The organism is Nitratireductor sp. WH36-1, assembly GCF_058725515.1.
The window spans coordinates 1,000,563-1,021,050 of sequence record NZ_CM178970.1 but is presented as its reverse complement, the minus strand read 5'-3'; the positions used below and the strand labels follow the sequence as shown (position 1 = coordinate 1,021,050).

General features: G+C 63.6%; 19 protein-coding genes. 12 read left to right on the top strand and 7 right to left on the bottom strand.

Annotated elements, in window-relative coordinates; translation table 11 throughout:
- Positions 1 to 9 precede the first annotated feature (9 nt).
- The 6 genes from AC4PTT_RS04915 to AC4PTT_RS04890 form a co-directional block, all read right to left on the bottom strand.
- A complete protein-coding gene (locus AC4PTT_RS04915; RefSeq protein WP_206553777.1) occupies positions 10 to 783 on the bottom strand; it encodes an ABC transporter ATP-binding protein in 774 nt (257 codons plus the stop codon).
- Positions 776 to 1,573: an ATP-binding cassette domain-containing protein gene (locus AC4PTT_RS04910; RefSeq protein ID WP_492162214.1), complete on the bottom strand. Its 798-nt coding sequence runs from the start codon at positions 1,571 to 1,573 to the stop codon at positions 776 to 778. Before AC4PTT_RS04910 ends, AC4PTT_RS04915 begins: the two co-directional genes overlap by 8 nt.
- Entirely contained in the window at positions 1,570 to 2,403 is an 834-nt protein-coding gene (locus AC4PTT_RS04905) for an ABC transporter permease (protein ID WP_432516169.1), read from the bottom strand. The genes AC4PTT_RS04910 and AC4PTT_RS04905 overlap by 4 nt, the downstream gene beginning before the upstream one ends.
- Positions 2,400 to 3,389, bottom strand: a complete 990-nt coding sequence (locus AC4PTT_RS04900) for an ABC transporter permease (protein WP_492162213.1) — start codon at positions 3,387 to 3,389, stop codon at positions 2,400 to 2,402. Before AC4PTT_RS04900 ends, AC4PTT_RS04905 begins: the two co-directional genes overlap by 4 nt.
- 23 nt (positions 3,390 to 3,412) lie before the next feature.
- Positions 3,413 to 5,026: an ABC transporter substrate-binding protein gene (locus AC4PTT_RS04895; RefSeq protein ID WP_492162212.1), complete on the bottom strand. Its 1,614-nt coding sequence runs from the start codon at positions 5,024 to 5,026 to the stop codon at positions 3,413 to 3,415.
- Positions 5,027 to 5,169: 143 nt separating this feature from the next.
- A complete protein-coding gene (locus AC4PTT_RS04890; RefSeq protein ID WP_113156016.1) occupies positions 5,170 to 5,751 on the bottom strand; it encodes a cupin domain-containing protein in 582 nt (193 codons plus the stop codon).
- A 293-nt stretch (positions 5,752 to 6,044) separates the two neighbouring features.
- Here AC4PTT_RS04890 and AC4PTT_RS04885 point away from each other — a divergent pair, with 293 nt between their 5' ends.
- The 12 genes from AC4PTT_RS04885 (at position 6,045) to AC4PTT_RS04830 (ending at position 19,437) form a co-directional block, all read left to right on the top strand.
- Positions 6,045 to 7,430, top strand: a complete 1,386-nt coding sequence (locus AC4PTT_RS04885; protein WP_113153034.1) for an aspartate aminotransferase family protein — start codon at positions 6,045 to 6,047, stop codon at positions 7,428 to 7,430.
- Positions 7,431 to 7,486: 56 nt separating this feature from the next.
- On the top strand, positions 7,487 to 8,530 hold the full coding sequence (locus AC4PTT_RS04880; RefSeq protein ID WP_432516212.1) for an ABC transporter substrate-binding protein: 1,044 nt from the start codon (positions 7,487 to 7,489) through the stop codon (positions 8,528 to 8,530).
- 116 nt (positions 8,531 to 8,646) lie between these two features.
- Positions 8,647 to 9,714 carry an ABC transporter ATP-binding protein gene (locus AC4PTT_RS04875; RefSeq protein WP_206547876.1) on the top strand — a complete coding sequence of 356 codons (1,068 nt, stop codon included), beginning with the start codon at positions 8,647 to 8,649 and terminating at the stop codon, positions 9,712 to 9,714.
- Positions 9,711 to 10,886, top strand: coding sequence for an ABC transporter permease (locus tag AC4PTT_RS04870; protein ID WP_206544260.1), 1,176 nt, complete (start codon positions 9,711 to 9,713; stop codon positions 10,884 to 10,886). Before AC4PTT_RS04875 ends, AC4PTT_RS04870 begins: the two co-directional genes overlap by 4 nt.
- 1 nt (position 10,887) lies before the next feature.
- On the top strand, positions 10,888 to 11,676 hold the full coding sequence (locus AC4PTT_RS04865) for an ABC transporter permease (RefSeq protein WP_113153038.1): 789 nt from the start codon (positions 10,888 to 10,890) through the stop codon (positions 11,674 to 11,676).
- A 274-nt stretch (positions 11,677 to 11,950) separates the two neighbouring features.
- Positions 11,951 to 12,865: a branched-chain amino acid ABC transporter permease gene (locus tag AC4PTT_RS04860; RefSeq protein ID WP_222473983.1), complete on the top strand. Its 915-nt coding sequence runs from the start codon at positions 11,951 to 11,953 to the stop codon at positions 12,863 to 12,865.
- 22 nt (positions 12,866 to 12,887) lie between these two features.
- Positions 12,888 to 13,769, top strand: coding sequence for a branched-chain amino acid ABC transporter permease (locus tag AC4PTT_RS04855; RefSeq protein WP_113153040.1), 882 nt, complete (start codon positions 12,888 to 12,890; stop codon positions 13,767 to 13,769).
- A 4-nt stretch (positions 13,770 to 13,773) separates the two neighbouring features.
- Positions 13,774 to 14,481, top strand: coding sequence for an ABC transporter ATP-binding protein (locus AC4PTT_RS04850; protein ID WP_420505722.1), 708 nt, complete (start codon positions 13,774 to 13,776; stop codon positions 14,479 to 14,481).
- A 2-nt stretch (positions 14,482 to 14,483) separates the two neighbouring features.
- Entirely contained in the window at positions 14,484 to 15,227 is a 744-nt protein-coding gene (locus AC4PTT_RS04845; RefSeq protein WP_492162211.1) for a branched-chain amino acid ABC transporter ATP-binding protein, read from the top strand.
- Positions 15,228 to 15,274: 47 nt separating this feature from the next.
- Positions 15,275 to 16,492, top strand: coding sequence for an amino acid ABC transporter substrate-binding protein (locus AC4PTT_RS04840; RefSeq protein WP_222473982.1), 1,218 nt, complete (start codon positions 15,275 to 15,277; stop codon positions 16,490 to 16,492).
- 68 nt (positions 16,493 to 16,560) lie between these two features.
- Complete coding sequence (locus tag AC4PTT_RS04835; RefSeq protein WP_206547878.1) at positions 16,561 to 17,961, top strand: amidase; 1,401 nt, start codon at positions 16,561 to 16,563, stop codon at positions 17,959 to 17,961.
- Between the two features lie 27 nt (positions 17,962 to 17,988).
- Positions 17,989 to 19,437, top strand: coding sequence for an N-acyl-D-amino-acid deacylase family protein (locus AC4PTT_RS04830; RefSeq protein ID WP_492162210.1), 1,449 nt, complete (start codon positions 17,989 to 17,991; stop codon positions 19,435 to 19,437).
- A 15-nt stretch (positions 19,438 to 19,452) separates the two neighbouring features.
- On the opposite strand, the gene AC4PTT_RS04825 is transcribed toward AC4PTT_RS04830, so the two are convergent.
- Entirely contained in the window at positions 19,453 to 20,346 is an 894-nt protein-coding gene (locus AC4PTT_RS04825; RefSeq protein WP_206544264.1) for a LysR family transcriptional regulator, read from the bottom strand.
- Positions 20,347 to 20,488: the final 142 nt, after the last annotated feature.

Below are 20,488 nucleotides of genomic sequence, written 5' to 3'. Positions count from 1 at the left end.
TCAAATGCCCTAACGCACAAGCCGTGGTGCGGCGGCCACGAGCGCCCGGCCCGCCCGCGACTGCGGATCTGCGATAAGCTGCGGTGTCGCTCCCGTTTCGGCAATGCGGCCTGCCTCCATGATCGCCACCCGATGCGCGATGAGACGCACGACCGCCAGATCATGCGCGATGAAGAGGTAGGAGAGACCGTCGCTTTTCTGCAAATCAGCGATGAGTTCGAGAATATGGCCGCGCACCGACTGGTCGAGCGCGGAGACAGGCTCGTCGAACACGATCAGCGCGGGGCGCGCGGCCAGCGCACGGGCGATGGCGACCCGCTGGCGCTCGCCGCCCGACACTTCGTGAACGCCGCGCGCGGCATAGCCTGCGGGAAGCCCGACCCGCTCCAGCAGCGCGCCCACCCGCACCGGGCGCGCCGCACGATCCGCAAGGCCGTGGATGCGCAACGGGTCCGCCAGCACACCGCCGATGGTCGCGCGCGGATTGAAGGCCGCAAGCGGATCCTGAAACACCATCTGGATCGCGCGGCGGCGCGCGCGCAGCGCCCGCCCGCGAAGCCCAAGCCAGTCCTCGCCGAGAAGCCGCACCGCTCCCGCATCGGCCGGCAAAAGCCTGAGCAGCACCCGCGCGAGCGTCGACTTGCCGCTGCCCGACGCGCCCACCAGCCCCAGCGTCTCGCCCGGAGCGAGCGTCAGGCTCACATCATCAAGTGCGGTCACCCTGCGCCCCCGGCTGGTGAAGGTCTTGCAGAGGTTCTGCGCAACGAGAAGCGGCTCAGACATCGGCCACCCCGTCGATCAGGCGCGGTGTTGAAAAGTCGATCTGCGCGGCAAGAAGCCGCTTCGTACAGGCGTGCGCCGGCTGTGCGAGAACCGCCTGCGCCGCACCCTTTTCCACCAGCTGCGCCCGTTGAAACACGGCTATGTCGTCGGCAAAGCCGGAGGCGAGCGCAATGTCATGCGTGATGAAAACCAGCGTCATGCCCGCTTCGCGCACCAATTCGTCGAGCAGCGCCACGATCTCGGCCTGCACCACCATGTCGAGCGCGCTTGTGGGCTCGTCGGCGATCAGCAGCCCCGGCCGCGCCGCAATGGCGGCGGCAATGGCGATGCGCTGGCGCTGCCCGCCGGAAAACTGATGCGGATAGGCACGAAGCGCAGCCTGCGGATCTGGAATGCGCACCCGCTCAAGCAGGGTCAGCGCATGCGACCGCGCCGCGCGCCAGTCGAGCCCCAGATGACGCACCGCGCCTTCCGCCACCTGTTCGCCAATGGTCAGAACGGGGTTGAGGCTGCCGCCGGGGTCCTGAAACACCATGCCGATATCGCGACCCGCAACCGGCGCTTTCGCAAGGCCGGGCCAGCGGACAGCGCCCTCAATCCGCGCCTGCGGCAGCAGCAGCCCGGCGAGCGCCAGCGCCAGCGTGCTCTTGCCCGATCCGCTCTCGCCGATCACCGCCAGCCGGCGGCCTTTCGCAATGTCGAGATCGACGTCACGAAGCGCGAAGCTTCGCGCATCATCACGCAAGTAGGAAACGGAAAGGCCCCGGATTTCGGCCAGCGGCGCGCTCATCCGCGCGCCTCACGGCCTGCCATCGCATCCGCCAGCCCCTCGCCCAGAAGATAGACGCCAAGCACGGTGGCCACGAGGCCCAGCCCCGGAACGATGGAAAGATGCGGCGCGGTGCGCAGCACATTGCGCCCCTCGGCGATCATCGAGCCCCAGGTCACCACATTGGGATCGCCAAGCCCGAGAAACGAAAGCGCGGCCTCCACCAGAACCGCCGTGGCGACGATCACCGCCGTAAGCGCCAGAACCGGCGGCAGCGCATTGGGCAGGACTTCGCGCAACGCAATTTCGGCCGGATGCATGCCGATCACCCGCGCCGCCGCCACATAGTCGCGCTCGCGGATCGACAGGACTTCCGCCCGCACCAGCCGCGCCGGCCCGGTCCACGCACCAAGGGCAATGGCGAATATGATCACCGGAAGCGATGCCCCGGTGACGCTGACAAAGGCCAGCGCCAGAAGAAAGCCCGGCACGATCTGAAACGCATCGACCACCCGCATCAGCGCCTCGTCCACCAGCCCGCCGGCAAGCCCGGCAACCGTGCCGACAAGCGCCCCGGCGGCAAGTGCGACCAGCGCCGTGGCGAGCCCGACCAGAAGCGATGTCTGCGCGCCATGCATCAGGCCCGCAGCCACATCCCGGCCCAGCCGGTCCGTGCCAAGCGGAAGCGCCGGATCGGTGAAAGGCGCGGTCATCGGTCGCCCGACAATCGTCAGCGGATCGCCCGGAAAAAGAAGCGGCGCAGCAAGCGCCATGGCGGCAAGCAGCACCAGAAGACAAAGCCCCGCCACCCCTTCGGGCGAGTGCAGGAGACGCCCTGCAACACGGTTCATGACGCCGCCTCCCCGCTGCCCACGCGCGGGTCGAGCGCCGCATAGGCAATGTCCACCAGAAGATTGACGGCGATCACGAGCACCGCACTGACGATGATGATGCCGGTCAGAAGCGGCGCATCGCGGCCTGAAACCGCTTCATGCGCAAGCCGCCCGAAACCCGGAATGGCGAACACGCTTTCCACCACCACACTGCCGCCCAGCATGGCCGCCGCCTGCAGGCCAAGCATGGTGACCAGCGGCAGAAGCGCATTGCGCGCCACGTGGCGCAGCACGATGCGCCGCCGCGCCAACCCCTTGGCGCGCGCAAAAAGCACAAAATCCTGCCGCCAGGCTTCCGCCATGCCGGTTCGCATCATGCGCAGAAAAAGAGCCAGGTAAATGAAGCCGAGCGCGGAAACCGGCAGCACCAGATGCCAGGCAATGTCGGCCACGCGCGCCAGTCCGGTCTTGCCGGAAGCGATGGTTTCGATGCCGGCCGTGGGAAACCAGCGCAGATCGACCGCAAACACCAGAACCAGAACAAGGCCAAGCCAGAAGCTCGGAACCGCGTAAAGCGCCAGGGACCCGATGGAAAGCGCCCGGTCCGTCAGGCTTCCCGGCCGCGCGCCGGCAACAATGCCCAGAAACGAGCCAAGCGAGAAGGCAAGCGCCGTCGCCGCCCCCATGAGCCAGAGCGTGTTGGGCAACCGCTCCGCGATCAGATCGAGAACCGGCCGGTCGAACGTCACCGACCAGCCGAGATCGAACCGCAGCAAGGCCCCCACATAAAGCGTCAGACGTTTCAGCAGTGATTGATCAAGCCCGTAGCTCTGGCGAAGCTCCGCCACGAGGCCCGCATCGCCGCCGCCCAGTGAAAGCAGATAGGCGTCCACCGCATCGCCGGGTGCTGCTTCCAGAAGCAGAAACGTGCCCACAATGACGATCAGCAGCACCGGGATGCTGCTGACGATACGCCGCCGCGTCAAAGTCAGGGCCCGGTGCATGCCAGTGCGTGTTCCTTGCGTTCTCAGGAAGCGAGTGCAGTATCAGTCCAGCTCGAGACCGGCCAGCGCGGATTGTTGCCCACATTGAGAACGGTGTCACTGGCAACCGTGGTAAAGCCCCACTCGGCCACATTGATCAGCGGCAGGTCTTCCACCACGATGCGCTGGAAATCGTTGTAGAGCGCGGTGCGCGCTTCCGTATCAATGGTCTCGGCCGCCTGATCGATGATCGTGTCGAGCTCGGCATTGGCATAACCACCCTGATTGGAAAACGGCACGCCGTCAGGAATGCCCGACTGCACGAGGATCGTGGTCGAGATGGCCGGATCGCCGCGGAACACGGGCGAGCCAACGGCAATGTCGAAATCATGATCCGTGTAGACCGCCTTCAGATGCGCCGGCGTGTCGTTGTTCACCAGCGTCACGTCGATGCCCACCTTGCCAAGCGCCTGACGCAGATAATCGCCGAACTGGCGCGTTTCGCTGAAGAAGGGCGCGGGCAGGAGGCGCAGCGAAAAGCGCTTGCCATCGTCGCCACGCGGATACCCCGCATCGTCGAGCAGCCTGTTCGCCCGCTCGATGTCGAAGGAGTAGGGTTTCACATCGGGATTGTAGAATTGCGGCGCGTTCTGCGGCACCGGGCCGGTAGCCGCCTGCGCATAGCCGAGAAACACCGTATCGACCACGAAATCCCGGTCGATGGCGTGCGAGATGGCCTGCCGCACCTTCCGGTCGGCGAGGATCTCGTTGCGATGGTTGATCTCCACCACAAGCTGATAGGTGAGCGCCTCATAGCCTTCCGTCACCACTTTCAGCCCCGGCACGCTGGCGATGCGTTCCAGATCCACCAGCGGCACCTGCGAGAAGGCGGCAAGCTGGATTTCGCCGGCCTCCAGCGCCGAAGCCGCCGCCGCCCGGTCGGGCAGAACGCGGAAGATGATCTCGTCCAGCTTCGGCAGCCCCTCGCCCCAATAGGCGTCATTGCGGGTAAGGCGGTAATATTCGCCGGGCCTGTGCTCGGCGAATTTGAACGGCCCCGTTCCCACCGGTGCCTTGTTGGCCGGGTTGGCGGCAATGTCCGTGCCCTCATAGAGATGTTTTGGCAGAACGCTCGTCACCACCGGCAGCGCATTGCGAATGAGCTGGATGGGCGTGGGCGCGGAAAAGCGGAAAATGGCAGTGTGCGCATCGGGCGTTTCCACCGTGTCGAGATTGGCGAACACCACGCGGCCAAGATTTTGCAGCGGCTTCCAGACCTCCATCGCGGAGAAGGCGACATCCGCGGAGGTGAACGGCTCGCCATCGTGCCAGGTCACCCCCTCGCGCAGTTTGAAGGTGATGGAAAGCCCGTCTTCTGAGCCTTCCCAGCTTTTGGCCAAACGTGGCGCAAGTCCGCCCTCGCCATCCATCATGGCTTCGGCCAGCGGCTCGATGACCTTGCTGGCGATGAAAAACACGCCATTCGACGCGACAATTGCCGGGTTCAGCGTGCGCGGCTCGGAATCAGCCGCCACAACCAGCCGTCCGCCGCCGCGTGGCGTGTCTTCTGCCCATGCCATGCGCAGCGGCCAGCCGGCCGCCGCCAGCGCCCCCGCGCCAAGAAGAAGATTGCGTCTCGAGATCAAAAGACCGGCCATCGGAAACCCTCGTTTTACGAGCCAACCATTTCCGGGCGGATCAGGTTCCCCGAAAACGTCATGCGCAAAGTTTAGAAGCAGCGCCTTGCACGAACAGGGCCATGAATGCGTTGCGTTGGTCCAGCCTGTTGAAGATGATCGCCTCAGAGATAAGGCGGCGTGCAGGCGGAAACGACGATGGTGCGCGTGTCGGACAGATTTTGGAAACGGTGCGGCTGGCGGCTGTCGAACAGATAGGCTTCGCCGGCCTTCAGAATGCGCATCTCATCCCCCACGGTGAGGGCGAGCTCACCCTCCACCACATAGCCGCCCTCGCTTGAGGCGTGCTGCAGCATGGTCTCGCCCGTGTCCGCCCCCGGCTCATAGACCTCGTGCAGGATCTGGAGATTGTGCAGGCGCGCATCGCCGATCTGCCGCAGGACCAGAAGCCCGCTCTCCGGCGCGCCCGCATTGATCGCCACACGCGACGTCAGGTCGATCAGCTCATCCCTGCCGAAAAAGGGACCGGGATTGTCCTCCCGCTCCGGCTCGAAGAAATCCGCCATGCTGACACCCATTCCCCCAAGCACCTTGCGCAGGGTGGAGATGGACGGGCTGATCTTGTTCTTCTCGATGTTGGAAATCTGTGCATGGGGCACGCCCGCCTGCTCGGCGAGCTGCCGCTGCGAGAGATTGCCGGCCGTACGCATGGCCTTCAGACGGGAGCCAATGTCGAAATCGTCCATAAATCCTTCGCCGCAACCTTTGCCCGTTCTGGTTTCCATCATCGCGCTCGCAGGGTCAAAACCGCGCAAACGCGCTGCTATCCGCTCAAGATATTAGCCTTGAAGCGATTTCACAATGCGCAGATGCGTATAATTTTCAGTGCTTTCGAAGTCGCACCGAGAATGATCGCTCAAAATATTGAACAGAGAATTGCCTAGCTGCAAAATGAGTGCTACCGCTAGAAAAAGAGGAGAGAGGCGATGAGACAGCCTCATCCCGCAACAATACCTTCATTTCGACGCAGGACAAGCCGATGACCGACAAGCCAAATTCCCCAGAAGCGCGCGATATCGCCTATCACCTGCACCCCTATACGAACGCCAAGAAACACCTGCAGGACGGCCCGCTGATCATCGACCGCGGTGAAGGCGTGTTCGTCTACGACAACAATGGCAAGCAGTACATCGAGGGCATGGCCGGCCTGTGGAGCGTCGCGCTCGGCTTCAACGAGAAGCGCCTTGTGAAGGCCGCGACCGAGCAGATGGAAAAGCTGCCCTACTACCACACCTTCACGCACAAATCGCACGGGCCGGTGATCGAGCTTTCCGAAAAGCTGATCGGCATGGCCCCGGTGCCGATGAGCAAGGCGTTCTTCACCAATTCCGGCTCGGAAGCCATCGACACGGCGCTGAAGCTGATCTGGTACCGCTCCAATGCGCTTGGAAAGCCGGAAAAGAAGAAGATCATCGTCCGCAACCGCGCCTATCACGGCGTGACCATCGCCGGCGCATGCCTCACCAGCCTGCCGGCAAACCACAAATCCTTCGACCTGATCGTGCCGAACGTGCTGCGCATGACCGCGCCGCATTACTGGCGCGAGGCAATGCCGGGCGAGAGCGAGGAAGAATTCGCAACCCGCCTTGCCAGGGAACTGGAAGACACGATCCTGGCTGAAGGCCCGGAAACGATTGCCGCCTTCTTCGGCGAGCCGGTGCAGGGCGCCGGCGGCGTGGTCGTCCCGCCGGCCACCTACTGGGAAAAGGTGCAGGCCGTTCTGAACAAGTACGACATCCTGCTGGTCGCCGACGAAGTGATCTGCGGCTTCGGCCGCACGGGCACCATGTTCGGCTCCACCACCTATGACATCAAGCCGGACATCATGGTCATGTCCAAGCAGCTTTCGTCGTCCTACCTGCCGGCCTCGGCCCTGATGATCAACGACCGGGTATTCGAGCCGATCATGGAAGAAAGCGGCCGCATCGGCACGCTCGGCCATGGCTACACGGCAAGCGGCCATCCGGTTGTCGCAGCCGTTGCGCTTGAAAACCTCAAGATCATCGAGGAGCGCGATCTGGTGGGCAATGCCGCACGCATGGGCGAACGCCTGCGCAACGGCCTTGCCGCGCTGGCCGATCATCCGCTGGTTGGAGAAGTGCGCGGCGTCGGCCTCATCGCCGCCGTCGAGCTCGTCACCGACAAGGCAAACAAGACGGCGCTCGAAACGCCCGGCGCGCTTGGCGCACTGGTCAACGCGCATCTCCAGGAAGCCGGCCTCATCAGCCGCGCCATGGCCGATGCCGTCGCCTTCTGCCCGCCGCTCATCATCACCGAGGGCGAGGTCGACGACCTGCTCGCCCGCTTCAAGACCGGCCTCGACAAGGCGCTCGCCGAACTGCCCAGGGAGGCAATGCCGGCATAACGGGCACCGCCAGCACATAATCGGAAAAGCACAATTGGAGGAGAATGCTTATGAAGATGAAGAACTGGCTTGCAATGACAGCACTTGCTGCGGTGGCGGGTTTCTCCGCCACCACGGCAAACGCACGCGACCTCACGGTCGTCTCGTGGGGCGGCACCTATCAGGACGCCCAGCGCGAGATCTACTTCAAGCCGTTTGCCGAAAAGGCCGGCAAACCGCTTCTCGACGAGGCATGGAACGGCGGCTACGGCGTTCTTCAGGCCAAGGTGAAGGCCGGCGCACCCAACTGGGATGTCGTTCAGGTCGAAGCCGAAGAGCTTGAGCTGGGCTGCGGCGACGGCCTCTTCGAGTATATCGACTGGGACAGGCTCGGCGGCGAGGACAAGTTCCTGGAAAGCGCCGTGCATGATTGCGGCGTCGGCGCAATCGTCTGGTCCACGGCAATCGCCTATGACGCCGACAAGCTGCCCGATGGCGGCCCGGCCTCATGGTCCGATTTCTGGGACACCGAAAAGTTCCCCGGCAAGCGCTCGCTGCGCAAGGGCCCGAAATACACGCTGGAGTTCGCGCTCCTTGCCGACGGCGTCGACAAGGACGAGATCTACGACGTGCTCGCCACGCCCGAGGGCATCGACCGCGCCTTCGCCAAGCTCGAAGAAATCCGCGACGATGTGGTCTGGTGGGAGGCCGGCGCGCAGCCGCTCCAGTTCCTGGCCTCCGGCGAAGTCGCCATGGCGTCCGCCTATAATGGCCGCATCACCGGCATCAACCGCACCGAAGACCGCAACTTCAAGGTCGTCTGGCCCGGCAGCATCTATGCCGTCGACAGCTGGGTGATCCTGAAGGACGCCGAGAACCGCGATGCGGGCATGGATTTCATCGCCTTCGCCAGCGAACCGGAAAACCAGAAGAAGCTGCCGGACTATGTGGCCTACGGCCTGCCCAACAACGAAGCCGCCAAAATGGTGAGCGACGCGCAGAAGGCAGAGCTGCCGACCACCGAGGAAAACCTCACCGACGCAATCGCGCTCGATGTCGATTTCTGGATCGACAATTCAGAAGCCCTGACCGAGCGTTTCAACGCCTGGCTGGCTCAATAAGAGCCAGTCGAGAGCCGCACCGGGCAAGGCGTCCACCGCCCTGACCGGTGCGGCTCTCATCGAAACGATCCATCGTTTCCGACAGCGCGACATCAAGCCAGCCGGGGGAGAGGCTCTTGAGCGAACTACGCATTCGATTTGACCGCGTGACCAAGTGTTTTGGCTCTTTGTGCGTGGTCGATGATCTTGAACTGGACATCGCGAAAGGCGAATTCGTCAGCCTTCTTGGACCGTCCGGCTCCGGCAAGACCACGCTTTTGATGATGCTCGCCGGCTTCGAGCGCCCGACCAAAGGCCGTATCCTGGTCGATGGCGCGGTGGTGGACACGACCCCCACCTACAAGCGCGACATGGGCGTCGTCTTCCAGAATTACGCGCTCTTCCCGCATATGAGTGTCGGCGACAACATCGCCTTCCCGCTCCAGATGCGCGGCGTCGGCAAGGCCGAAATCGCCGAACGCGTCGCCAGAGCGCTCGACATGGTGCAGCTCAGCGCACTTGCAGACCGGTGGCCCGCCCAGCTTTCCGGTGGCCAGCAGCAGCGCGTGGCGCTCGCCCGCGCCCTCGTTTTCGAACCCCGCGTCGTGCTGATGGACGAGCCGCTTGGCGCGCTCGACAAAAATCTGCGCGAGCAGATGCAGCTCGACATCCGCGCGCTGCACAACCGGCTCGGCCTGACCATCGTCTTCGTCACGCACGACCAGTCGGAAGCCCTCACCATGTCCGACCGGATCGCCGTCTTCAACAAGGGCAAGATCGAGCAGATCGGCACCCCGCGCGAGATCTACGACCATCCGCAGACGCGCTTCGTCGCCAATTTCATCGGCGAAACCAATCTTCTGGAAGGCACAGTCGCGGGCAGGTCCGCAGACGGTTTGCGCGTCCGCCTCGCCAATGGCGCGGAACTGACGGCCTCGGCTTCCGACAATTACACGCCGGGCGAAAACGTGCTCGTCTCCATCCGGCCGGAGCGCATTCGCCTCGACGCGCTGCATGGCGGCGACAACCAGTTTACTGCAAAAGTTGCCGACAGCGTCTATCAGGGCAATCACCTGCGCATCCAGCTTGACGAGCAGGCGCACGACTTCGTCATCCATCTCGACCGCAAGGCCGAGCAGCATGCGCCCGGCGCAGATGTCACCGCCCGCTTCCAGCCGGACGACTGCTGGGTGATCCGGCCATGAGCGGCACGGGCGGAAAAGGGCATCTGAGCGCGATCGCGCTGGTCGCGCCGCTCTTCCTCTTCATCGCGGTTTTCTTCCTGTGGCCGCTGGGCACGATGATGTCACAGGCGGTCTCCGACACCGCCGTCCTGCGCATCCTCCCGCAGACGGCGAAGGTCGCAGCCTCCTGGGATCCGGAAACGCCACCGACGGCAGAGATGAAGGAAGCGCTCGCCGCCGATCTTCGCGCCGCCGATGACCGGCAGGCCGTTGGCGACATGACGCGCCGTCTCAACAGCGCCCAGCCCGGCTTCCGTACGCTGATGTCGCGCACCACGCGCGCGCTGCGCAAGGATGACGCACCACCGCTCTCCGAGATTGACGAGCGCTGGGACGATCCCCGCTTCTGGCAGGCCATCACCGGCGCACTTTCACCGACCACGGACCGTTATCTGCTCGCCGCCGTCGATCTGGAGCGCGATGTTTCCGGCAACATTGTCGCCATGCCCGAAGAGGCGTCCGCCAACCGCGACATCATGATCCGAACCTTCTGGATCGGCGCGCTGGTCACGCTTGCCTGCCTGGCCATCGGCTTTCCCTATGCGATGCTGATCGCCTCTACGGAAGGGTGGAAACGCCAGCTCCTGCTTGGCGCGGTGCTCCTGCCGCTGTGGACCTCGCTTCTGGTGCGCACCGCCGCGTGGTTCATCATCCTGCAGGACAACGGCCTCATAAATGCGGTCATCACCGGGCTTGGCATCTCCAGCGAACCGCTTGCCCTGATCTTCAACCGCACCGGCGTGGTGATCGCCATGACCCATGTGCTTCTGCCGCTCATGGTGCTGCCGATCTACAGCGTCCTGATCTCGATCCCGGGCAACCTGATGCCGGCAGCCGCCTCGCTCGGCGCAAATCCGCTGCGCGCTTTCGTACGGGTGCTTCTGCCGCTCAGCCTGCGTGGCGTCGCCTCCGGCTCGCTGCTCGTGTTCATGACCGCCATCGGCTACTACATCACACCGGCGCTCATCGGCGGCGCGGGCGACCAGATGATCAGTTCCGTCATCGCTTTCTACGCAACCGGTTCGGCGAACTGGGGCATGGCCGGCGCACTCGGCATCGTGCTGCTTGTCGTCACCCTCCTGCTCTATGCGGTCTACGGTCGTCTGTCGGCGGCCGAAGAAAGGAGAAGCTGACATGCTGCTGAAAAGCGCCCGGCTCACATTCGGCACGCTCGCAGTCATCTTCCTGCTCGCGCCGCTGATCGCCATCCTGCCGCTGGCGTTCACGTCCAGCCAGTTCCTCACCTATCCGATCCCGGAATTCTCGTTGCGCTGGTTCGACGAGCTGTTCACCGCCGCCGCCTGGCGTCGGGCGATCTTCAACAGCCTTGTCATCGGCGGCGGCACGACAGTGCTCGCCACCGTTCTCGGCACGCTCGCCGCGCTCGGCCTGCGCAACTGGAACCTGCCCTTCAAGGGCACGGTGCGCACCCTCTTTCTTCTGCCCATGGTGGTTCCCGCCGTGGTCATGGGCGTGGGCATGCAGGTGCTGTTCGTGCAGTTCGGCATTGCGTCGAGCTATTTCGGCGTCATCGTCGCCCACACCATCGTCGCCATCCCCTTCGTGGTGGTGAGCGTGATCGGCGGCCTCGGCGGCATCGACCGGCGCGTGGAACTGGCGGCGGCCAGCCTCGGCGCATCCCCGGTCACCGTGTTCCGGCGCGTGACCCTGCCGCTCGCCATGCCCGGCATCCTGTCCGGCGCGGTCTTGGCCTTCGCCACATCGCTGGACGAGGTGGTTCTCACGCTTTTCGTGGCAGGCCCCAACCAGCGCACGCTGGCGCGGCAGATGTTCGCCACGATCCGCGAGAACATCAGCCCGGCCATCGCCGCCGCAGCGTTCCTGTTCATTGTCGGCACCATCGCGCTCGCCATCATCGCATTGCTTGTGCGCCGGCAGATCGCCGCGCGACGGGGCGGCTAAGGCCCGCAAACCAGCGCTTTCCAGCCCAAAAGCAGCCCGCAGCCGCATCCGGTTGCGGGCTGTTTTCACTCAGCAAAACAGGCTTATGTTTTTAAGTTATAATTGAGTCTGCAATTGCGATAGGACAGCGCACCTCCTGCGCTATAGGGTCGCGGAAAGCGTTCCCTATTGAGGTCCAACAGTGACAGATCAAATTCAGGAGACGCGGGAGGGTACAGGTGTGCCGATGTCCGCGCCCCAAGGAAATACTGAAAAATCAAGCCATATCAAATTCTTGATATGGGGCATTGTGGTCGCGGCCATTGTCGCCGTCTTTTTGCCGGCTCCATTGTTCGCCAGCAATCTCTCCTTCCTCTTCTACATGATGCTGTGGATCACCATGGCGACGTCGTTCAATTTCGTCGCTGGCCTGGCCGGATATATGCCTTTTGGTTATGTGGCGTTTTACGGCATCGGCGCTTACGCTACCGGCGTTCTGTACAAGACCTTCGGCCTGCCCATTCCCGTGGCGCTTGCCGGTGCGGCGCTGGCCGGTGTCACCATCGGTCTTCTGGTCGCGCCCACGCTGCGGCTCAAGGGCGTTTATTTCGGCATTGTCAGCCTCGCGCTCGCCATGGCCATGAAGCTCGTGATCTCGCTCATGCCGAGTGACATCACCGGCGGCAGCCTCGGCCTTATCCTGTCGGCGGCAAACGATCCCGTGGCCGCCTATTACGCCATGTTCGTGGTGCTGATGGGCGCGCTGGCGGCCGGCACCTGGCTCACCATGTCGCGCCTCGGCACGGCGCTGCGCGCCATCCGCGATGACAGCGAGGCCGCAGAGGTGGTCGGCGTCAACGTGGTGGGAACCCGCCTCAAGGCCTGGATCATGGCCACCATGTTCCCTGCCCTCGTGGGCGGCGTCGAGGCCTGGTACACCAATGCCATCGACCTCGATTCCTCCTTCAACCTGCTGGTGACGGCAAAGAGCATCGTCTACGCCATGGCCGGCGGCCTCGGCTTCCTGGTCGGCCCGATCATCGGCGCATCCACGCTCTACGGCATCGACCAGCTGATCTGGCGACATTTCCCGACCCTCAACCTGCTCATTCTCGGCGTGGTCATCATCGCACTGATGCTGCTCCTGCCGCGTGGCATCGTCGGGGCCTTCGCCCAGCGCTTCTCGCGCTTCCGGCGCTTCATTCCGTAAGACGTACAGGATTGAAACAAAGATGAACGAACTTCTGCTTCAAGGCCTCGTCAACGGCATCGTCGTCGGGCTGATCTACGCGCTGATCGGCGTCAGCCTCAACGTGATCTTCGGCGTCCTGCGCGTCGTCAACTTCGCCCATGGCGAATTCATCGTGCTGGGTGCCTATGGCGCCTATTTCGCCCAGGCCTGGCTCGGCCTGTCCCCGCTGCTCGCAATGCCGCTGATCTTTATCGTCTTCGGCATGATGGGCTACGGCCTCTATTTCGTGCTGGTTAAGCGTCTTGCGCGCTCCAACGATCCCGAGCACGCCTCGCTTCTGGTCATGTTCGGCCTGTCGCTCGTGCTGGGCGCGCTCATGCTGCTCGCCTTCGAGGCGGATGCACGCTCGCTCAACTTCACGCTCGACCCGCCCTTCCTGATGTTCGGCAACATCATCCTGCCGACCACCAAGCTGCTTGGCCTTGCGGTTGCGGTCGTGGTCACCGGTGCGCTGGCGTTCTTCCTCTACCGCACACTGCCGGGCAAGGCGCTGCGCGCCATCATTATGAACCGTGACGCGATCCAGATCGTCGGCGTGGACCTGAACCACCTTTCGGCCCTGACCTTCGGTCTCGGCCTTGGTCTGGCGGGCATCACCGGCATCCTCGTGTCGATGATCTTCCCCTCCTTCTCTCCCTTCATCGGCCAGGACTACACCCTGATCGGCTTCATCGTGATCGTTCTGGGCGGCCTCGGCCATCCGATCGGCGCAGTCGCCGGCGGCATCCTGTTCGGCCTCGCCGAGCAGACGGCCATGGTGTTCTTCAGCGGAACCGTGGCGATGCTCCTCGGCTTCGTGCTCCTGATCGCCGTCATTCTCATTCGCCCCGCCGGCCTGTTCGGCGTGCAGAACTCGCGGTGACGTCATGTTGAAAGTCGACAAGCTCGTAAAGAAATTCGGTGGCATGACGGCGCTCGACGGCGTCAGCCTCACCCTCCCCGACCGGTCGATCCTTGGCGTTCTGGGCATGAACGGCTCCGGCAAGACCACGATGCTCAACTGCATCAACGGTCTCTATGACGCGACCGCCGGTGAAATCACGCTTGATGGCGTCAGCCTCATCGGCAAGGCCCCGCATGCGGTGTTCTCCGAAGGCGTGGGCCGCACCTTCCAGGTGCCGCGCATCTTCCCGCAGATGTCGCTGCTGGAAAATCTCTCGGTCGCACTCCTCAACAAGGGAATGAGCAACGCCGAGATCGCCGAAATCAGCGCCTACTGGCTCAAAAAGGTGGAGCTCTACCGGCTGCGCCACAACTATGCGGAAGAGCTTTCCGGCGGCCAGCAGAAGCTTCTGGAACTCGCCCGCATCATGGTGGCCAATCCGAAGCTGGTGCTGCTCGACGAGCCGTTCGCGGGCGTCAATCCGAGCCTCGCACTACTGCTCATCAACATCATCCGCGAAATGCCGAAGGAGCTGGGCTGTTCGGTGCTTCTCGTCAGCCACGACCTCACCTCCGTCTACGAACTGTCCGACAACATTCTGGTCATGCATGAAGGCCGTGTCCTCGCAGAGGGCAACGCCGAAGCGATCCAGAAGAATCCGGACGTCATCGAAGCATACCTGGGAGCCTGACCATGCATGGCGTTGAACTGAGCATGGAGAACATCTCCGTCGCCTATAACGGAGACATCACGGTTCTCAAGGAAGTGGCATTGCGGGCAAAGCCCGGCGAGGTCACCGGCATTATCGGGCCGAACGGCGCGGGCAAGTCGACCGTGCTGAAAACCATCTTCGGCCTCCTGTCCACCAAGACCGGCACCATCAACATGGGCGGTCGCGACATCACCAATCTGAAGGCGTTCCAGCGCGCACTCGAAGGCGTGTCCTTCGTGCCGCAGAACCGCAGCGCCTTTGCGGGCCTGTCGGTCTACGACAATCTGCTTCTGGGTTGCTGGCCCTTCCGCAAGGACAAGGCCCGCATCGAACGCGCCATCGACGGCATTTTCGAGCGGTTCCCGATCCTCAAGGAAAAGCGCTCGACACTCGCCGGCTCCATGAGCGGCGGCCAGCAGCGCTTTCTGGAAATCGCCCGCGCGCTCGTCACCGAGCCGAAGGTGATCCTGCTCGATGAGCCCACGGCCATGATCGCGCCAAAGATCTCCAAGGACATCTACGCGCTCACCCGCGATCTCGCAGACCAGGGCGCCACCATCATTCTGGTGGACCAGAACGTGCGCCAGTGCGCCACGATTTCGGACCGCCTCTACATTCTGGAGCTTGGCCGCAACAAGGCGGAAGGCACCAGGGAGGATTTCGCCACCGATGGCCAGCTCAAGGAAATGGTCGCCGAGTGGATGAACTACAAGATCGACGTGTGAGGCGTCGTTTTTCCAAGATCAACAAAAGGGGAATGCCCATGTGGAATATGACCAAACGAAGCTTCATGGCAGGCACGCTGCTTGCCTGCTTTGCGCTGCCGGTCACCGGCCAGGCGCAGGAAAAGATCCGGATCGGCATGACGGTTTCGTCGTCCGGCAACTTCGCGCTCGCCTCGCAGTCGGGTGTGCGCGGCGTGGAAATCTGGGTCGATGAAGTCAACGCCAATGGCGGCCTGGAAGTGAATGGCGAGAAGCGCCTCGTCGAGCTCGTCAAGCGCGACGACCGCTCCGACAAGCAGATGGTGGCGCGCGTCTATGAAGACCTGATCGCCAATGAGAATGTCGACGTGCTGATGGCCCCGTTCGGCTCCACCCTGACGGCAGCCGCCGCCACCGTGACCGAGCGTCTCGGCAAGTTCATGGTCATCTGGTCCGCGGCCTCCGATGCGCTGTATGACCAGGGCTTCAAGAACATCGTCTCGGCGACCCAGATGCCGGTGTCGCGCATGCCGTCGGCCGGTCTCGAAGCCGCCGCAGCACTTGGCAACAAAAAGGTCGCCATCGTCAATGTGGACGAGCCCTTCCCGGCCGGTCTCGCCGATGGCGCGGAAGCAATTGCCGAAAAGCTCGGCATGGAAGTGGTCCTGAAGGAAGACTATCCGAAGGGAACGAAGGATTTCAGCCTGCTCCTGCAGAAGGCGCGCGCGGCTGGCGCCGACGTGTTCTTCCCCACCAGCTATGAGGGCGACCTGATCTCCATGGTGCGGCAGATGCACCAGATGAACGTGAACTTCCCGTTCTCGTTCATGGTCTACGCCTCGACGCCGCAGTTCATCGAGATCGGCGACGATGCGCAGTACATCTACAGCCACACCAACTTCCACCCGACCATCAACTGGGAGGTCAATGCCGGCCTCGACCGTGAAGGCTTCCTGGCAGCTTATGAAAAGCTCTTCCCGGACGTCTCCTATGAGCCGGACTTCCAGACCGTTCTCGCCTATGGCGCCGCCGTCATCGCCGGCGAAATCATCGAGAACGCAGACAGCTTCGACGCCGCCGACATGAAGAAGGCGGCCATGGAACTCAGCGACAACCTGACGGTCCTCGCCGGTCCTTACGCGATCGACGAAACCGGCAAGCAGCTGAAAATGCCTTTCCCGGTCGTGCAGTTGCAGCCGGGCAAGGGGCTCGTGACCGTGTGGCCTGAAGAAGTCGCCGTTGCCGAGCCTGTGTACCCGATCCCCGGTTGGGATCAACGCGACTAGCCAACTTGCGCCCGGCTTCCGAAACGTCTCCCTCGGGGTCGGGCGCATTTTCTCAAGAAAAGAATATCATGGATCCGTCATTCGCGTCCCTCGCGGACCTCTCGAAAGCGCTGAGCGAAGGCTCGCTCACGTCCAGCACCATCACCCGGCATTTCCTGGAGCGCATCGCCAGGCATGACAAGGCTCTCGGCGCCTTCGTGCATGTCGATGCCGAGCGGGCAATGTCCATGGCGGAGGGGCTCGACAAGCTGCGCGCGTCTGGCGTGGTCTACGGCCCCCTTCACGGCCTGCCAATTGCCGTGAAGGACCTGGTCGACTGGCAGGACGAAACCTGTACGGTGGGCAGCGCCGCCTGGAAAGACCGGCGCTCAACCAGCGACGCCACCGTCATGCGCAAACTGCTTGCCGCCGGCATGATTCCGATCGGGCGCGCAGCAATGGTCGAATTCGCATTCGGAGGCTGGGGCACGAATCCGATATGCGGAACACCGCGCAACCCCTGGGACATGCAGACACATCGCATTCCCGGAGGCTCCTCCAGCGGCTCGGGCGTGGCCGTTGCCGCCGGCCTTGCGCCGGCGGCCATCGGCAGCGACACGGGCGGCTCCGTGCGCATTCCCGCCGCGCTCAACGGCATTGTTGGCCTGAAACCCACCTATGGACGGATCAGCCTGAAAGGCTGCTTCCCGCTTTCCAGCACTCTCGATTCCATCGGCCCGATGACGCGCACCGTCGCCGACGCGGCCCTTCTGCTCGACGCGCTTTGCGGACCGGACGCCAGCGACCCGGCCACCCGTCTTGCACCGGCGCTGAAGCCGGGCGCATGGCAGGGCCTGCGCACGCAGGGCATGCGTGTCGCGGTCATGCGCGAAGAGGATTTCCCGATCCCGCTCGATGCCGAAAGCCAGGCCGCTTACGATCAGGCAAAGGAAGCGCTCATCAGCCTCGGCGTGACGCTGGTTCCCGCCGACCTGCCCTTCGCTTTCAACGAGCTGACGGAGAGCAACGGCCGCATCATCGCCGCAGAAGCCTATGCGGTTCACCGCGATTACATCCACGACGAGAGCGTTCCCATCGGCCCCTATGTGCGCCAGCGCGTGCTCGCCGGAGCCAATGTCAGCGCCAACGACTATATCGAGACGCTCGCCGGCCACAGGCGCATGAAGGCGGTCTATGCCGATTTCATGAAGCCGTTCGACGCGCTGCTCACGCCGACGGTGCCCTTCCCCGCCATCCCCGTCTCGGAGGTGGATGAAACTGCGGTTCCGATGGCCGCCTATGGCCGCCCGGCAAACTATGTCGGCGCATGCGGCCTGGCGCTGCCGGCAGGCTTCACCGAAACGGGCCTGCCGCTCTCGGTGCAGCTCATGGGCGCAGCCTTCGCGGAGGAGCCGCTGCTTGCGCTCGGCGCGGCGCTTGAACAGCGCATCTCGACAACAGACCGGCTGCCGGACCTCACGGCAGGCTGACTCTCTACGGACAGCAAGGAGTTTCCGATGACGCAATCCACCTGCGACACGCTTTTGACAAACGCTTTGCTGTTCGATGGCCTGGGGGGGCAACCGACCCGCGGCGGCGTGGCACTCTGCAATGGCCGCATCGCCGCGGTCGGCGACGTTTCCGGCTGGCAGGCAAACGAGACAATCGACCTCGACGGTCTCAGCCTCGCACCCGGCTTCATCGACGTTCACACCCATGACGATCTCGCCGTCCTGAACGACAGCGCGATGGAGCCCAAGATCACGCAGGGCGTGACCAGCGTGATCGTCGGCAATTGCGGCATCAGCCTCGCGCCATACGCAAAGCCCGCCGAACTGGTGCCCCCGCTCGGCCTTCTCGGCACGGCGGAAGACTATCGCTTCGGTTCCTTTGCCGCCTACCGCAAGGCGGTGGATGCAGCCGGCGTCGCCGTCAATGTGGCCGCCCTTGCCGGCCATGGCACGCTGCGCGCCATGACGCTCGAAGATACGGATGCGCCCGCCTCCGAAGGCCAGATCGTGGCCATGCGCCTCCTGCTCGAAGAAGCGCTGGAGGCAGGCGTTCTGGGCCTCAGCACCGGCCTTGCCTATCCGGTCGCCCGCCACGCACCGACCGATGAGGTCGTGGCGCTCTCACAGACACTCGCCGCCTTCCCCGGCGCGCTCTACGTCACCCATATGCGCGATGAACGCGACCGGGTGGAAGAATCCGTCGGCGAGACGATTGCCATCGGTCGGCGCGCCGGCGTCCCGGTGGTGATCTCGCACCACAAATGCATCGGCCGCCACAATTACGGGCGATCGAAGAAAACACTGTCAATGATCGACAGCGCGCTTCGCCATCAGGACATCGCCATGGATGTCTATCCCTATGAGGCAAGCTCGACCGTGCTCCTGCCGGAGCTGACCCGTCATGCGGAGCGCATCCTGGTCATCGATTCCACCGCCCATCCCGAATTCAACGGGCTGGAGCTTTCCAAAGTCGCGGAGAAAATGGGCTGTGATCAGGAAGAAGCGGCCCGCAGGCTTTCGCCCGCACGCGGCATCTATTTCCAGATGTCGCCGGAAGACATCAACCGCATCATGCAGCACCCGCGCACCATGATCGGCTCCGACGGCATCCCCGGCCCGCAGGCCCATCCGCGCCTCTGGGGCACCTTCCCCCGCGTGCTTGGCCGCTATGTGCGCGAAGATGGCGTGCTGCCGCTGGAAGAAGCCATCCGCAAGATGACATCCCTGCCCGCCCAGATCTTCGGCTTCGCCCGGCGCGGCAGGCTGCAGGAAGGCTTCCATGCCGATCTTGTCGCCTTCGATGCCGACACGGTTCTGGATCTTGCCGACTATGACACGCCAGACCGCCCGTCGGTCGGCATCGAGCATGTGTTCGTCAATGGCGTCGCGGTTCTCGCCAATGGCGCGGTCACCGGCGCGCGCGGCGGGCGTTTCGTGGCGCGTGGCGAGGCCTGACCGGCAGGAAAAGCGTCACCCCTCCCGGTGCAGTTCCTGGCAGGCCGATTTCAGAATCCTGATGAACATTTCCTCGGCGTTGGAGATCGCACGGTTCTCCGACGTCAGCGCCGTGATCGAGAATTGCAGATTGGGCACCAGCGGCCGCAGCCGCACGCCGCGCGTATAGCGCGCTGAAAACTCGTCCACGATGGCGCAGCCCACGCCCTGGCTGACACAGGCCGCCGCCACCGAATAGGTGTGCACCGAAATCCGTGGCTCATAGGGCAGCCCCTCTTCATCGAAAGCCGCCTTCAGGAACACGCCCACGGGCGATTCCTTCTCAAGCCCGACAAAGGACTGCATGTCGATTTCGCTCAGATGCACCGGCGAAGGATCAAACGGCCTGGCGGGGTCATCCGTCTCCAGATAGGTCAGGCTCATCGTGCCCACCGTGGTGGAGCTGATGCCCGGCGTCTCAACGATGTTGAAGGCCACCGCCAGATCGAGATCGAGCGCATGAAGGCGCTTCAAGAGCACGTCGTAGTGATGCGTGAACAGCTCGATCTTGAAGCCTTCCCAGTGCCGGGGCAGGTTCGACATCACTTTCGGCGCAAGCCCCACACCGAGGCTCGGCAGAAAGCCCACCCGCAGCACGTCGTCGGGATTGCGTCCCAGATTGCGGGCGAGCGTGCGGAAACGCTCCAGCGCGCCATGCACATCCACGGCTTCGGCAAACAGAAGCTCCGCTTCGCGCGTCGGCACAAGGCGCTGCTTCACACGATCGAACAGCTTGAAGCCGAGAAGCGATTCCGCGTGCTTCAGCGTCCGGCTGAGCGCCGGCTGCGAGACATTCAGCCTTTCAGCCGCAGCATTGATCGACCCGGCCAGACGGATCGCGTGAAAAACCTCTATGTGCCGTAGATTCATTAAGCCCGATTTGCTTCTGCGTGTTCCCATCCGCAGTCTTGTGGCTGCGCTTGCCGGCAATCATACACGCTCGCCGGAATGCCATGCACAAAAACTTTCCGGCGCAAAAGAATTCATAAACAACTTTAGGTCACACATTGGT